Raw genomic sequence first — 15,350 nt, forward strand, 5'->3', positions numbered from 1 at the left:
ACGGCGGCCGGAGCGGCGACGGCGCGGGTGGCACGGCGGCGGGCACGCGGCGCGGGAGCGGCCGGAGCCTCCTCCACGACCGGCGCGGGGGCGGAGGCGGACTCCACCACGACCTCGGCGGCCTCGGCCACGGCGGCCGGAGCAGCGGTGGCACGGGTCGCACGGCGACGGGCACGCGGCGCCGGAGCGGCCGGAGCCTCCTCGACGGCCGGCGCCGCGGCGGGCGCGGCCTCTACGGGCGCCTCGGCGACGGCGCCGCCGGGCGGGCCGGCCGGCCGGGAAGCCGCGCGGCGACGCCTGCGCGGAGGCAGGTTGTCGCTGGGGCTGCCACTGTCGGCGGCGGGGGTGTTCTCGTTTTCGTTGTCGAGCATGCGGGCGGTTCTCCCGTCACGCTCCCGGGCGCCGCGGCTGACGTCCGGTCCGGCACGACTCCGCGCGATGTGCGCGGAGCCGGCCTCCGGGGCGCGTTCGCCACACGGGAGCTGTAGTCCATGGCCGCCGGTTCCGTACGTGTTGTCCGTACGGCCTGGCGGAAGTCTTCAGGTCAGTGCGCTGCCCGACCCAGGTGGCTCCCGAGTTCCAGGGCGGCGCGACGACGGCGTTCCTTACGCGGCGGGACCTTCCGGCGCCTTCGCGTCGGCGTTCACGGCGGCCGTGGGTGGGGCGGCCGTGACAGCCTCGCGGTCGGGCGCGAGCGGGTCGGTCACCGTGCCGGACTCCTCGTCGAAGAGCCCCTGCGCCAGCCTGGTCACCGCTGCGGGGACCGGCGGCGCCAGGTCGGCCACAGCTTGGAGACCGGACAGGACGTCGTCGGGTCGCACGGCAGGTGTCAAATGCCGAACAACCAGCCGCAGTATCGCACAGGCATTGTCCAGCGGCCTATCAGCCTGGGCAGGAAGGGCTTCGAGACTGACGACGGCGCCGCGCGTGTCGAAGGTCCGCATGCCGTTCTTGGTGCGGCGCTGCACCTCGACCGCCTCGGCGGCGAGGAAGACCTCCACCGCGCGCGCGGCGTCGGCGGGCTCCACGCCCTCCAGGCGCAGCTCCCAGATGGAGGCAGTCAGACGGTCCGCGAGCCCGGAGGTACGGGCCTCGACGGCGTCGACGATGTCGAGGCCGACCGGCATGGACTCGTCGAGCAGCTCGCGGAGCTTCTCGGGGTCACGGGCCTCGGCGAGGCCGATCTCCAGGTACTCGGCCTCGCTGCCGGTCCCGGTGGGAGCGGCGTTCGCGTACGAGACGCGGGGGTGCGGGGTGAAGCCCGCCGAGTACGCCATGGGCACCTCGGCGCGGCGCAGGGCGCGCTCGAACGCGCGCTGGAAGTCTCGGTGGCTGGTGAACCGGAGGCGGCCACGCTTGGTGTAGCGCAGTCGGATGCGCTGCACCACCGGTGCGGGAGGCGGGCCTTCGGGCTGTCGCTTGCCCAGTGGTTCTTCTCCTTGTGCGGGGCGTCGCGGCTCGCGCGCCGCCCTGAGGTCTGTCGACCCGACCGGCTCACCCCCGCTGTTCGCGCGGGGAGATCTCGGGAGCGGGTGCCGCGTCGGCGGCTGTCGTACTACCCAGAGTACGCGCCCGTGACCTCGCCGGTTCCCCCGGCGGCCCCCCGAACAGCACGCGACGGACCTCGGCCCGTGCCTCCCGCACCGCGGCGCGGGCGGTACGCCACACCTCGCGCACGGCGTGCCCGACGGGCGTGGCCACCCGCCGGTACACCCACGCGGCGGGCCGGGCGACGCAGGCGAGCCACAGCAGGCGCAGCCCGCGGCCGAGGGCGCGGGTGATGCGGCCGGCGATGTGCCAGGCGCCGACGAGGGCCGCCCACAGCGGCAGGAGCAGGTACCGCCACAGCAGGGAGAGCGGCGGCAGCAGCACGTGCCGCCCCACCCACACCAGCCCGTGCCCGACCGGCACGACCGTGTGCCGCCACACCCAGACCAGGCCCTGCCCGACCGGCACGACCGCGTACCGCCACAGGCCGACCCAGGGCCACACGAACACCAGCATGCCGAGCCCGCGCACCAGCCACCGCAGCCCGTGCCCGACGGGCGTCAGCACCTCCCGGTACAGCCACCCCGTCGGCACCACCACCAGGTGCCGCAGCACCCACCCGATCCCGGTGCCAGCCGGCACCAGCACGTACCGCCCGAAGGCCACGCACAGCCACGCGGTCCCGAGCCCGAGGGGCCGCAGCAGACAGGTGTAGGCGGCCCCTCCGACGGGCACGACGGCATAACGCCACAGCCCCACCCACGGCCAGTAGAAGAGGACGAGCAGCAGCGGCCGCAGCAGATACCGCCACAGCCGCACAAGAACCCACCCGGCGGCGTTCCCGAGCGGCGCCAGAACATGCCGCCGCGCGCCCCGCGCCACCACCACGAGCAGGTCCCACAGGGCCCGCACCGGCAACACCACGAGCACGGCGACGACCTTCACGGGCACCCGGACCACCCCGGTCAGACACCCTTCCCCACCAGGCGCGGCCTGTGCCTTCTCCATCTGCATGCCGCTAAGGACACCAGAACCCCGCCTTCCGTTGCGCCGGGGCCCTGCCGGCCAGTCGATGGCCCCCGTGCGCCGGGCTCGGGCCGCGATCTCCATCAGCGCCGCGCCCCTCAGGTCCACACAGAGCTCGTCGTCCCTGATGACGTACGCCAACGGCTCGTGGTCACCAGGGACGGATTCACGGCCGGGCTCAAGAAACAGTGAATGCCCCTGTCTTGCGACAGGGGCATTCACTCGACGTCACGACTTGGGGTTGCCGCCCACCACGCTCAGCGGGAGCAGCTTCTTGCCCGTCGGTCCGATCTGGATCTCCGTCTGCATCTGCGGGCACACGCCGCAGTCGAAGCACGGGGTCCAGCGGCAGTCCTCGACCTCGGTCTCGTCGAGGGCGTCCTGCCAGTCCTCCCAGAGCCAGTCCTTGTCCAGGCCCGAGTCCAGGTGGTCCCAGGGCAGGACCTCCTCGTACGTGCGCTCGCGGGTCGTGTACCAGGCCACGTCCACGCCGTACGCCGGCAGGGTCTTCTCCGCCGCCTGCATCCAGCGGTCGTACGAGAAGTGCTCGCGCCAGCCGTCGAAGCGGCCGCCGGACTCGTAGACCGCGCGGATGACGTCGCCGATGCGGCGGTCACCGCGCGAGAGGAGGCCCTCGACGATGCCCGGCTTGCCGTCGTGGTAGCGGAAGCCGATGGAGCGGCCGTACTTCTTGTCGCCGCGGATCTTGTCGCGGAGCTTGCCGAGGCGGGCGTCCGTCTCCTCGGCCGAGAGCTGCGGGGCCCACTGGAAGGGGGTGTGCGGCTTCGGCACGAACCCGCCGATCGACACCGTGCAGCGGATGTCGTTCTGGCCGGAGACCTCGCGGCCCTTGGCGATGACGTTGACCGCCATGTCGCCGATCTGGAGGACGTCCTCATCGGTCTCGGTCGGCAGGCCGCACATGAAGTACAGCTTCACCTGGCGCCAGCCGTTGCCGTACGCGGTGGAGACGGTGCGGATCAGGTCCTCTTCCGAGACCATCTTGTTGATGACCTTGCGCATGCGCTCGGAGCCGCCCTCGGGGGCGAAGGTCAGACCGGAACGGCGGCCGTTGCGGGTCAGCTCGTTCGCCAGGTCCACGTTGAACGCGTCCACACGGGTGGAGGGGAGCGACAGGCCGACCTTGTCGTCGCTGTAGCGGTCCGCGAGGCCCTTGGCGATGTCGGCGATCTCCGTGTGGTCCGCGGAGGACAGGGAGAGGAGGCCGACCTCCTCGAAGCCCGTCGCCTTGAGGCCCTTCTCGACCATTTCGCCGATGCCGGTGATGCTTCGCTCCCGCACGGGGCGCGTGATCATGCCGGCCTGGCAGAAACGGCAGCCGCGGGTACAGCCGCGGAAGATCTCCACGGACATGCGCTCGTGGACGGTCTCGGCGAGCGGGACCAGGGGCTGCTTGGGGTACGGCCACTCGTCGAGGTCCATGACGGTGTGCTTGGACACGCGCCACGGCACGCCGGAGCGGTTCGGGACGACACGGCCGATGCGGCCGTCCTCCAGGTACTCGACGTCGTAGAAGCCCGGCACGTAGACGTTGCCGGTCTTCGCGAGGCGCAGCAGGACCTCTTCGCGTCCGCCCGGGCGGCCCTCGGCCTTCCAGGTGCGGATGATCTCGGTCATGTCGAGGACGGCCTGCTCGCCGTCGCCGATGACGGCGCAGTCGATGAACTCCGCGATCGGCTCGGGGTTGAAGGCCGCGTGGCCGCCGGCGAGCACGATGGGGTGGTCGACGGTGCGGTTCTTCGACTCCAGCGGGATGCCCGCGAGGTCCAGCGCCGTGAGCATGTTCGTGTAGCCCAGCTCCGTGGAGAAGGACAGGCCGAACACGTCGAAGGCCGAGACGGGGCGGTGGCTGTCGACGGTGAACTGGGGCACCTGGTGCTCGCGCATCAGGGCTTCCAGGTCGGGCCACACCGAGTACGTGCGCTCGGCGAGGACGCCCTCGCGCTCGTTCAGTACTTCGTAGAGGATCATGACGCCCTGGTTGGGCAGGCCCACCTCGTAGGCGTCCGGGTACATGAGCGCCCAGCGGACGTCACAGGACTCCCACGGCTTCACGGTGGAATTGAGCTCACCACCGACGTACTGGATGGGCTTCTGCACATGCGGGAGCAGAGCTTCGAGCTGTGGGAAGACCGACTCGGACATCACGCGACTTTCGTGAAGCGGGCAGGGGGCGACTCTCAAGCGTACCTTGAGGGCCGGACACCCCCGCCCCCATGATCACTTGAGGGCGGCCCGCAGCCCGGGGTCGGCGGCCTTGGCCCAGGTGGCCGGGAGGTCGCGTTCGCTGCGTTCCGCCCGTGCCTCCTCGCGGCCGTGGAGCAGGCCCCAGGTGAAGGAGGGTTCGCCGGCGCCGTGGGCCTGGTGGGCCAGGTCGCGCAGGGCGGTGCGGGCGACGACGCTGTCCTGGTGCTCGCCGAGCAGGTTCTGGACGGCCTTCATGGCCTTGGCGAACTTCTTCGCGGGCTTCCCGAGGGCGGCTTCGGCCGCCTCCCCGGCGTAGCGGGCGCGTTTGGCGGCCTTGCGGGCGTCGTGCAGCGCGTGGTCGGTCTCCTCCCCGGGGGCGAGGGAGAGGGCGTGGTCGATGCGGGAGGCGAGTCGGCCGTAGTCGCGGAGCATCGCCTTCGGCAGGGCCTTGCCGGCGGGTTTCCCGGCGCCGGGGAGCAGCGGAGGGTCGGCGAGCAGGCCTTCCAGGGTGTCGAGGAGGGCGAGGTGGCGGGGGCTGTCGAGGGCTGCGAGGGCGAGGCGGCGGGACGCGGAGCGGCGGGTGCTGTTCCAGGTGCGGAGGCGTTTGCGGACGGGTCCGGCGAGGAGGGTGCGGGGGAGGTCGGCGACGGCGGTGCGGAAGTGGTCGTGGAGGACTTCCCGGTCGCGGTCGACGCCGAGTTCCGTGCCGAGCCGGCGCAGTTCCTCGCCGATGGGGTCGGTGACGTCGCGGTCGAGGACCTTGCGGTAGGTCTTGAAGGCGCTGCGCAGGCGGCGGGACGCCACGCGCATCTGGTGTACGGAGTCGGGTTCTCCGCGCCGTACGGCGGGGTCGTAGGTGATCAGGGCGTCGACCTGCCGGCGCAGGTACGCGAGGACGTACGCGCCGGCGGTTCCGTCGGCGGCCCGGTCGGGACCGGGGCGGGCGGGGGGCTCGTTGCCGGTCTCGGCGAGGGCGCGGGCGAGTTTGGAGGGGGCGTCGGAGACTTTGAGCCCGGCCTTCCCGAAGGCGTCCTCGACGGCGTCGAGGAGGCCCGGGTCGGTGCCGTCGGCGAGTTCGACCTCGACCTCGGTCCAGGTGGCGGTGGTGTCCTCGTGCTGAGCGGTGACCGCGTCGGTGCTGAGTTCGGCGAGGAGTCGGCCGTCGGCGTCGAGGAGGTGGCTGATCCTGCGGGAGGAGAGCAGCCTGACCTGGGGTTCCAGGCGACTGCTCCGGACCCGGGAGCGGAGGAGGGCGGCGAGCGGGGCGGGGACGGTGTCGGCGAGGGGGGCGGCGACTTCGTCGCGGATGCCGGGGGCGACGGGGAGTTTGAGGTGCCAGCCGGCGTCGTGGCCGCCGGTGCGGCGGCGCAGGGTGAGGCCGTCGGCGGCGAGCCGCTGGTCGGGGGTGTCGTAGTAGACGGCGTCGAGGTCTGCGACGCCGCGGTCGACCACGGCGGCGATGCCGGCCGTGCCGGTGAGGTCGGGGACCCCGCGCCGCTCCGCCTTGGGTTTCGTGAACTCGAATTTCCGCTCGATTTCGCGCTTCGTGTCCGCCATGGATCGAATCTAGTCCTGAACGGTTCACGGCGTGCGGGCCGTCCGCGGATTCGGCCGGGTTCGGCCCGGCTCCGGCCCCGGTGCCGCCCTGCCCGGCGGCACCAGGGGCGGGGTTACGCCGAGAGGGGGCGTTGCACCTTGATCGACTGGAGTAGTCCGATGGCCACCCAGACGGCGAACATCGACGATCCTCCGTAGGAGACGAAGGGCAGGGGCAGGCCGGCGACGGGCATGATGCCGAGGTTCATCCCGATGTTCTCGAAGGCCTGGAAGGCGAACCAGGCGATGATCCCGGCGGCCACGATGGTGCCGTACAGCTCCGTGGTGGCGCGGGCGATCATGCAGGAGCGCCACAGGACGACGCCGAGGAGGCCGAGGATCAGGATGCCGCCGACGAAGCCGAGCTCCTCGCCCGCGACCGTGAACACGAAGTCGGTCTGCTGTTCGGGGACGAACTGTCCGGTGGTCTGCGGGCCCTTGAAGAGGCCGGAGCCGGTCAGGCCGCCGCCGCCGATGGCGATGCGGGCCTGGTTGGTGTTGTAGCCGGCGCCGGAGGGGTCGAGCTCGGGGTTGGCGAAGGCGGCGAAGCGGTTGATCTGGTACTGGTCGAGGACGCCGAGCTGCCAGATGAGGATCGCTCCGGCGGTGCCGGTGCCGATCAGGCCGAGCACCCACCGGTTGGAGGCGCCGGAGGCCAGCAGCACTCCGAGCACGATCACGACCATGACCATGACGGATCCGAGGTCGGGCATCAGCATGACGATGCCCATGGGCGCGGCGGCCAGGCACAGGGCCTTGACGACGGTGCGGTGTTCGGGATGTTCGAGGTCGCCCGCGTCGACCCGGGCCGCGAGCAGCATCGCCGTCACCAGGATGATCGTGACCTTCACGAATTCCGAGGGCTGGAGCGAGAAGCCCCCGCCGATGACGATCCAGGCGTGGGCGCCGTTGATGGTGGCGCCGAGCGGGGTGAGTACGGCGGTGACGAGGACGAGCGAGAGGCCGTAGAGGACCGGGACGGCGCCGCGGAGGTTGCGGTGGCCGAGGAGGACCGTCCCGATCATCAGTACGAGGCCGATGCCGGTGTTGAGCAGGTGGCGCCAGAGGAAGTACTGCGGGTCGCCCTGGTTGAGGGTGTCCCGGTGGCGGGTCGCGGACCAGACCAGCAGGGCACCGATCAGGGACAGGGCGAGCGCCGCCAGCAGTATCGGCCAGTCGAGCCGTCGCAGGACCGAGTCGCGGGCCGTCAGCCGGGCGAGCGTGCCCTTCTGGGGCGCGTACCGGGATACGGAGAAGTTGTTGGCGGTCTGCATCATCACGTCTCAGTCATGCCGCAGGGGCGGCGGGCCGGCGAGCGCGGGCGGCGCCAGCTCCTCCGGGGACGGGGGCACGTACGGCTTGATCTCGGGGGAGTCGATGGTGCCGTCGGGGTGGACGGTGGGCAGCTGGGCCTGCGGCTTGGGCAGGAGGGCCTTGCCGGTCTCCTTGCCGTCCATGGTGAAGCCGTACATCGCGTTGTAGATGTTGCGGACGGCGGGGCCTGAGGCGCCGGAGCCGGTGCCGCCCTGGGAGATCGTCATCACGATGGTGAAGTCGTCGGTGTAGGTCGCGAGCCACGAGGTGGTCTGCTTGCCGTAGACCTGGGCGGTACCGGTCTTGGCCCGCATCGGGACCTTGTCCAGCGGCCAGCCGATGAACCTCCAGGCGGCGGTGCCGCCGGGCTCGACGACCATGCGCAGGCCCCTGTCGAGGTCGGCGATGGTCTTGGCGTCGACGGGCAGCTTGCCGTGGGACTGGGGCTTGATCTCCTCGGCCTTGCCCTGGGGGCTGATGACGGCCTTGCCCACGGTGGGGTTGTAGAGGGTGCCGCCGTTGCTGATCGCGGCGTAGGCGGTGGCCATCTGGATGGGGGTGACGAGGACGTCGCCCTGGCCGATGGCGAAGTTGATGCTGTCGTAGGCCTTGAGCTGGTTGCCTTCGAGGCAGCTCTCGTAGGCGATCTGCTCGACGTAGGTGCCGCCCTTCTTGCCCTGCTTGCACCAGGAGTCCTTGTTGGCCTCCCAGAAGCTCTGCTTCCAGTGGCGGTCGGGGATGCGGCCGGTGACCTCGTTGGGCAGGTCGATGTGGGTCTCGGAGCCGAGTCCGAACTCACGGGCGGTCTTGTAGAACCAGTCGTGGGGGCTCTTGGGTTCGAGGCCGCCGTCGCGCTGCCATTCCTTGTGGCCGAGGGCGTAGAAGACGGTGTTGCAGGAGAACTTGAGGGCTTCGCCGAGGGTGATGGGGCCGTGGCCCTTGGACTCGAAGTTCGCGAAGCTGCGGCCGCCCATGTTGTAGGAGGCGCTGCAGTTGTACTTGTCGTCGAAGGCGTAGCCGGCGCGGACGGCGGCGCTCGCGGAGACCACCTTGAAGATGGAGCCGGCGGGGGCCTGGCCCTGGATGGCCCGGTTGAGGAGGGGGTAGTTGGAGTCCTTGCTGGTGAACTTCGCGTAGTCCTGGCCGGAGATCCCGCCGACCCAGACGTTGGGGTCGTAGTCGGGCTGGGAGGCCATGGCGACGACGCGGCCGGTCTTGGTCTCCATGACGACGACGGCCCCGGAGTCGGCCTCGTACTTGCGGCCGGTGATGTTGTCGGTCTCGTTGCGGACGACCTTCATGGCTTCGGCGAGCTCGTACTCGGCGACGGCCTGGACGCGGGCGTCGATGCTGGTGACGAGCGTGGATCCGGCGACGCCGGGGTCGGACTTCGTCTCGCCCATGACGCGGCCGAGGTTGTCGACCTCGTAGGAGGTCACCTGGGCCTTGCCGCGCAGCTCCTTGTCGTACGTGCGCTCGATGCCCGAGCGGCCGACCTGGTCGGAGCGCAGGTGCGGCGAGTCGGTGTCCTTGGCCTTCTGGATCTCGTCGTCGGTGACGGGCGAGAGGTAGCCGAGGACCTGCGCGGCGCGGCCCCCGCCGACCGCCGGGTAGCGGCGTACGGCGGTGGGTTCGGCGGTGATGCCGGGGAAGTCCTCGGGGCGTTCGCGGATCTGGAGGGCCTGCTGGGTGGTGGCCTCCATGGTGACCGGGATCGGCTGGTAGGGGGAGCCGTTCCAGCAGGGCTTGGGGGTCTGGGAGTCGCAGAGCCGGATCTTGTCCATGACGTCCTGCGGCTTCATGTCGAGGACTCCGGCGAGGCGGGTCAGGACGGCTTTGCCACGGTCCTTTATCCGCATGAGCTCGGTGCGGGACGCGGAGACGACCAGGCGGGTCTCGTTGTCGGCGAGGGGGACGCCGCGGGCGTCGAGGACGTCTCCGCGCACGGCGGGCTGCACCACGCGCTGGACGTGGTTGCTGCGGGCCTCGTCGGCGTACTCGTGGCCGTTGCGGATCTGGAGGTACCAGAGGCGGCCGCCGAGGGTGATGAGCAGCGAGAAGACGAGGATCTGGATGATGGCGAGCCGGATCTGCACCCGGGGGGTGCGGCCGGTCTCGGGAATGTTGGTCATGCCTGGTGCTCCCCCGTCACAGCTTCTTGACGTTCTTCACGCCTTTGACGCCCTTTATCCGGCCGGCCCGGTTCGCGCGGCCGCGGGCGGTGCGCAGTCGCAGGCCGCCGCGCTGGCTGCCGATCCTGAGGCCGGTGCCGCCGGCGAGCCAGCCGGTGGACACGTCGGCGCCCTGCGGCGGTCCGCCGTTGGCCTCGACGGCCATCGGGTCGTTCTCGGCGCGGCGGGCCAGGGCCATGATCCACGGCACGGTGAAGGGGGCCAGCAGGAGGTCGTAGAGGACGGCGGTGAACAGCAGGCCGCCGAGGCCGACGTGGCGTTCGGCGGTGTCGCCGACCAGGGCGCCCACCCCGACGTAGAGCATGATCGATCCGGCGGCGGCGGCGAGGACGGTGAGCATGGGGCCCCAGGCGGAGCGGAAGCGGCCGTTGTCGGGGCGGGCCAGGCCCACGAGGTAGCCGATGACGCACAGGACGAGGGCGTAGCGGCCGGCCGCGTGGTCGGCGGGCGGGGCCAGGTCGGCGAGGAGTCCGGCGCCGAAGCCGAGGATGGCGCCGGAGGTGGGCCCGTACACCAGGGACAGGGCGACGACCGTGAGCAGCATCAGGTCGGGGACGGCTCCGGGGAGCTGGAGCCTTCCCAGGATGGTGACCTGGATGACGAGGGCGACCACGACGAGGGTGGCGGAGAGCAGGATCCGGTTGAAGCGCATGGCTCAGCGTTCCTCCTCGTCCGCGGGCCGGCCGGAGACGCTCGGGGTGGGCGTGACCGTGACGGTGACCGTGGGGGTGGGCTTGGGGGGTTCGGGCTTGGGGGGCAGGACGGCGTCGCGCGGGTCTTCGCGGGGCGGCATGACGACCACGCCGACGATGTCGAGGCGGGAGAATCCGACGAAGGGGCGGATGTGGATGGTGCGGGTGAGGCCGCCGTTGGAGGGGTCGACGCGGACGACCTCGCCGAGCGGGACGCCGGGCACGAAGGGCTTGTTGGCGCGGGAGCCGAAGGTGACCAGGCGGTCGCCGGGGCTGACCCTGGCGCGGCCGTTGAGCATCTGGACGGACAGGGGGCGGTCGCCCTGGCCGGTGGCGAAGCCGAGTTCGCCGCTCTGCTCCAGGCGGGTGCCGACGGTGAAGTCGGGGTCGTTGGCGAGCAGGACGGTGGAGGTGTCGGGGCCGACGGTGGTGACGCGGCCGACGAGTCCGTCGCCGTTGAGGACGGTCATGTCGCGTTCGATGCCGTCCTTGCTGCCGGCGTCGATGGTGACGGTCCAGGAGAAGCCCTGGGCCGCTCCTATGGCGATGACCTCGGCGCCCTTGATGCCGTACTGTCCGGCGCCGGCCCGCTTGAGCATCTCGTCGAGTTCTCGGATGCGGCTCTTGGCCCGTTCGTCGCTGCCCATCCTGGTCTTCAGGAGGGTGTTCTCGCGTTCGAGGCGGGTGATGCGGTTGTGGCGCTCGTCGGAGTCGCGTACGGCCCCTATGGCGTTGGCGACGGGGTCGACGGCGGTCGCGACGCCCTTCTCGACCGGGCCGAAGACCGCTGCGGCGGCCTTGCGGGCACCGTCGACCGGTGACTCCTCGCCCGCTCTGATGTCCACCGTGATCAATGCGAACGCGATGGCGATCAGCAGCACCAGGAGCAGCCGGCTCTCTCGTGTGTCCCTCACGTGCGGCGGCCGTGCCTTCCTCGTAGAAAACCCGTGCGGCGGAGCCGCTCCGGCGGAGCCGGGGCTGCACCGGACTGTGCCTGTATATCAACGATCCGCCGCACGGGCGCGGTAGCACCCGTACGGCGGATCCTTGTGTTCCGCATGCCCCGTTGGAGGGGGTTTGATCACCGCCGGGGCTGGGCGTCCAGTACCTGCTGGAGGGCTTCGAACTCCTCGACGCACTTGCCGGAGCCGAGGGCCACGGAGTCGAGGGGGTCCTCGGCGATGTGGATCGGCATGCCCGTCTCGCGGCGCAGCCGCTCGTCGAGGCCGCGCAGGAGGGCGCCGCCGCCGGTGAGGACGATGCCGCGGTCCATGATGTCGCCGGAGAGTTCCGGCGGGCACTTGTCGAGGGTGGTCTTGACGGCGTCGACGATGGAGTTGACCGGCTCCTCGATGGCCTTGCGCACCTCGGCGGCGGAGATGACGACGGTCTTCGGGAGGCCGGAGACCAGGTCGCGGCCGCGGATCTCGGTGTGCTCGTCCTTGTCGAGGTCGTACGCCGAACCGATGGTGATCTTGATCTGCTCGGCGGTGCGCTCGCCGAGGAGGAGCGAGTACTCCTTCTTGATGTGCTGGATGATCGCGTTGTCGAGCTCGTCGCCGGCCACCCGGATGGACTGCGCCGTGACGATTCCGCCGAGGGAGATGACGGCGACCTCGGTGGTGCCGCCGCCGATGTCCACGACCATGTTGCCGGTGGCCTCGTGGACGGGCAGGCCCGAGCCGATGGCGGCGGCCATGGGCTCCTCGATGATGTGCACCTGGCGGGCGCCGGCCTGCGTGGACGCCTCGATGACGGCGCGCCGCTCCACTCCGGTGATGCCGGAGGGCACGCAGACCACGACGCGCGGGCGCGCCAGGTAGCGACGCTTGTGGATCTTGAGGATGAAGTACCGGAGCATGCGCTCGGTGATCTCGAAGTCGGCGATCACGCCGTCCTTGAGGGGCCGTACGGCGACGATGTTGCCGGGCGTGCGCCCGATCATCTTCTTCGCCTCGGAGCCGACCGCCAGGATTCCACCGGTGTTCGTGTTGATGGCGACCACGGACGGCTCGTTCAGAACGATTCCCCGGCCCCTCACGTACACCAGCGTGTTGGCGGTCCCGAGGTCGATCGCCATGTCACGGCCGATGAACGACATGTTGTTCCCCTTGTTCCCCATGAGGAGCGTCTGGCCTTCCAGTTGATAGCGGCTGCTGTCAGGTCGGCGAGGTGGGTGTGTGGGTGGAGGCCCCATCGTAGTGCCGCAAGTACCGGTACCGCGCGACGGGACTCCGGCGATGGCGCCGGACGGGCAACCCGCCCCCTTAGTGGTGACGTCGTGCCCTTGCCATGCGTTCCCGCTCTGTTCCGGCAATACCGAAGGGCGACCGAAATTACTTCGGTCGCCCCAGGTCATGAGCGCTATTTGGCTGATGTCACGTCAGAAAAGCGCGCTCGGGAATGCTCCGTTACGCTCAGAGAGCCGGGAAGAAGAGCTTCAGCTCGCGCTCCGCGGACTCCTCGGAATCCGAGGCGTGGATCAGGTTCTCGCGCACGATGGTGCCGAAGTCGCCCCGGATGGAGCCGGGCGCCGCGGCGATCGGGTCGGTGGGTCCGGCCAGCTGGCGGACACCCTCGATCGCGCGTTCCCCTTCCACGACCAGGACGACGACGGGGCCGCTCGCCATGAAGCCCATCAGGGGCTCGTAGAAGGGCTTGCCCTTGTGCTCGCCGTAGTGGGCTTCGAGGGTCTCCGCGTCCAGCGTGCGCAGCTCCAGCGCCGGAATGGTCCAGCCGGCCTTCCGCTCGATGCGGCCGATGATCTCGCCGACCAGCCCGCGACGGACGGCGTCGGGCTTGAGGATGACGAGCGTGCGCTGGGTCATGTGATGGCTCCTTGCGGCAAACGGGTGCGGTGCGACGAATCTACAGGGCCGAAACGGTGAACCGTCACGCAGCGTCAGGAGCGGCGGCTTCCGCCTGCCGGGCCGCCCAGCTCGCCTTGATCGCGTCGATCTTGCGGCCGTAGTGCACCGAACACCACCACAGGCCGGCGAAGACCGCGCCCAGGAAGAACATCGTCGGGACCACGAAGCCGCTCGCGATCAGTCCGATCTGCAGCGCCCAGCCGAGCTGCACCGCGCCGGGGCGCGACAGCATCCCGCACAGCAGCAACGACACCAGCATCGTCACACCGCAGACCGTCCACACCTGGGCCTGGGTCAGGTCCGGGTTCTTCATGGCCACCAGGCCCGCGAAGCCGACGATGAAGAATTCACCGATCAGCGTGCTCGCGCAGAGCGTGCGCATCGATCCCTCAGCCCTTCTTGAACAGCAGGCGGGCCTCGCCCACCGTGATCACGGAACCGGTCACCAGGACCCCGGCCCCACCGTATTCGGCCTCTTCCTCCGCCAGGGTGACGGCCGCCTCCAGCGCGTCGTCCAGGCGGGGCTCCACCTGCACCCGGTCCGGCCCGAAGACCTCGACCGCCACCGCCGCCAGCTCGTCGGCGCCCATGGCCCGGTGGCTGGTGTTCTCGGTGACCACGACCTCCGCGAAGATCGGCTCGAAGGCCTCCAGGACGCCCTTGACGTCCTTGCCCTCGCTCGCCGCCACGACACCGATCAGCCGGCTGAAGCCGAAGGCCTCGGTGACCGCCTCCGCGGTGACCCGGGCCCCCGCCGGGTTGTGCGCGGCGTCCAGGATCACCGTCGGGCTGCGGCGCACGACCTCCATGCGGCCCGGCGAGGTCACCGAGGCGAAGGCCTGCCGCACCGTGTCCGCGTCCAGCTCCCGCGCGTGCTCCCCGCCGACGCCGAAGAAGGCCTCGACGGCGGCCAGCGCGACCGCCGCGTTGTGCGCCATGTGGGCGCCGTACAGCGGCAGGAAGATGCCGTCGTACTCGCCGCCCACCCCGCGCAGGGTCAGCATCTGGCCGCCGACCGCCACCTCGCGGGAGACGACACCGAACTCCATGCCCTCGCGGGCGACCGTCGCGTCGACCTCGACGGCCTTCTTCAGCAGCACCTGCGCCGCGTCCACCGGCTGCTGCGCCAGGATCACGGTGGCGTCCTGCTTGATGATGCCGCCCTTCTCCTGGGCGATCTCGCCCGGCGTGGAGCCGAGCCGGTCCGTGTGGTCCAGACTGATCGGGGTGATCACCGCGACCGTCCCGTCGATCACGTTGGTGGCGTCCCAGCTGCCGCCCATGCCGACCTCGACCACGGCGGCGTCGACCGGCGCGTCCGCGAAGGCCGCGTACGCCATGCCGGTGAGCACCTCGAAGAACGACAGCCGGTACTCCTCGGCCGCGTCGACCATCTCCACGTACGGCTTCACGTCGTGGTAGGTCTCGACGAAGCGCTCGGCGCTGATCGGCGCCCCGTCGAGGCTGATCCGCTCGGTCACCGACTGCACGTGCGGGCTGGTGTAGCGGCCCGTGCGCAGGTCGAAGGCGTTCAGCAGGGCCTCGATCATGCGGGCGGTGCTGGTCTTGCCGTTGGTGCCGGTGACGTGGATGGACGGGTACGCGTGCTGCGGCTCGCCCAGCACGTCCATCAGCGCGGCGATCCGGCTGACGGACGGCTCCAGCTTGGTCTCGCCCCAGCGGGTGGCGAGCTCCTGCTCCACCTCCTGCAGCGCCTTCGCCACCTCGGGGTCCTCGGGGCGGGACGGCACGGGGTCGCCCGAGGGCGGCCCGGCCTGGGCGCGCAGGGTACGGCTGCCGGCCTCGATCACCGCCAGGTCGGGGTCGCGGTCGGACTCTTCCGCCACGATCTGGTCGAACTCGTCGAAGGGACGGTCGCGGTCGCGGTCGTGGCTCTCGGGCTGCTGCTCACTCACGGGTCCAGTCTACGGACGGGGCCCCGCAGGACTTTCGGCCCGGCCGTT

General features: G+C 70.9%; 12 protein-coding genes and 1 pseudogene. All 13 read right to left on the minus strand.

Annotated elements, in window-relative coordinates; translation table 11 throughout:
- Positions 1-371, minus strand: a pseudogene (locus tag ACZ597_RS33255) (hypothetical protein); the annotation flags it as partial.
- A 234-nt stretch (positions 372-605) separates the two neighbouring features.
- A complete protein-coding gene (locus ACZ597_RS33260; RefSeq protein WP_471338680.1) occupies positions 606-1,385 on the minus strand; it encodes a TIGR03936 family radical SAM-associated protein in 780 nt (259 codons plus the stop codon).
- Positions 1,386-1,494: 109 nt separating this feature from the next.
- Positions 1,495-2,502: a hypothetical protein gene (locus tag ACZ597_RS33265; protein ID WP_471338682.1), complete on the minus strand. Its 1,008-nt coding sequence runs from the start codon at positions 2,500-2,502 to the stop codon at positions 1,495-1,497.
- 240 nt (positions 2,503-2,742) lie between these two features.
- Complete coding sequence (locus tag ACZ597_RS33270) at positions 2,743-4,683, minus strand: TIGR03960 family B12-binding radical SAM protein (protein WP_471338684.1); 1,941 nt, start codon at positions 4,681-4,683, stop codon at positions 2,743-2,745.
- Between the two features lie 72 nt (positions 4,684-4,755).
- Positions 4,756-6,279, minus strand: a complete 1,524-nt coding sequence (locus ACZ597_RS33275; RefSeq protein WP_471338686.1) for a CYTH and CHAD domain-containing protein — start codon at positions 6,277-6,279, stop codon at positions 4,756-4,758.
- A 113-nt stretch (positions 6,280-6,392) separates the two neighbouring features.
- Positions 6,393-7,592, minus strand: a complete 1,200-nt coding sequence (gene rodA / locus ACZ597_RS33280; RefSeq protein ID WP_471338780.1) for a rod shape-determining protein RodA — start codon at positions 7,590-7,592, stop codon at positions 6,393-6,395.
- Between the two features lie 9 nt (positions 7,593-7,601).
- Complete coding sequence (mrdA, locus tag ACZ597_RS33285) at positions 7,602-9,764, minus strand: penicillin-binding protein 2 (RefSeq protein WP_471338688.1); 2,163 nt, start codon at positions 9,762-9,764, stop codon at positions 7,602-7,604.
- A gap of 16 nt (positions 9,765-9,780) precedes the next feature.
- Positions 9,781-10,476: a rod shape-determining protein MreD gene (gene mreD / locus ACZ597_RS33290; protein ID WP_471338690.1), complete on the minus strand. Its 696-nt coding sequence runs from the start codon at positions 10,474-10,476 to the stop codon at positions 9,781-9,783.
- Positions 10,477-10,479: 3 nt separating this feature from the next.
- Positions 10,480-11,430, minus strand: a complete 951-nt coding sequence (mreC, locus tag ACZ597_RS33295) for a rod shape-determining protein MreC (protein WP_471338692.1) — start codon at positions 11,428-11,430, stop codon at positions 10,480-10,482.
- A gap of 167 nt (positions 11,431-11,597) precedes the next feature.
- Entirely contained in the window at positions 11,598-12,617 is a 1,020-nt protein-coding gene (locus ACZ597_RS33300) for a rod shape-determining protein (protein WP_030008578.1), read from the minus strand.
- A 316-nt stretch (positions 12,618-12,933) separates the two neighbouring features.
- The gene (gene ndk / locus ACZ597_RS33305; protein ID WP_405980701.1) at positions 12,934-13,344 is read right to left on the minus strand and encodes a nucleoside-diphosphate kinase; all 411 of its coding nucleotides are present in this window, start codon (positions 13,342-13,344) and stop codon (positions 12,934-12,936) included.
- 64 nt (positions 13,345-13,408) lie between these two features.
- A complete protein-coding gene (locus ACZ597_RS33310; RefSeq protein ID WP_471338694.1) occupies positions 13,409-13,768 on the minus strand; it encodes a DUF4233 domain-containing protein in 360 nt (119 codons plus the stop codon).
- Between the two features lie 7 nt (positions 13,769-13,775).
- Positions 13,776-15,302: a bifunctional tetrahydrofolate synthase/dihydrofolate synthase gene (folC, locus tag ACZ597_RS33315; protein WP_471338696.1), complete on the minus strand. Its 1,527-nt coding sequence runs from the start codon at positions 15,300-15,302 to the stop codon at positions 13,776-13,778.
- Positions 15,303-15,350 lie beyond the last annotated feature (48 nt).

The sequence above is a fragment of the Streptomyces sp. NPDC040718 genome, assembly GCF_055593565.1.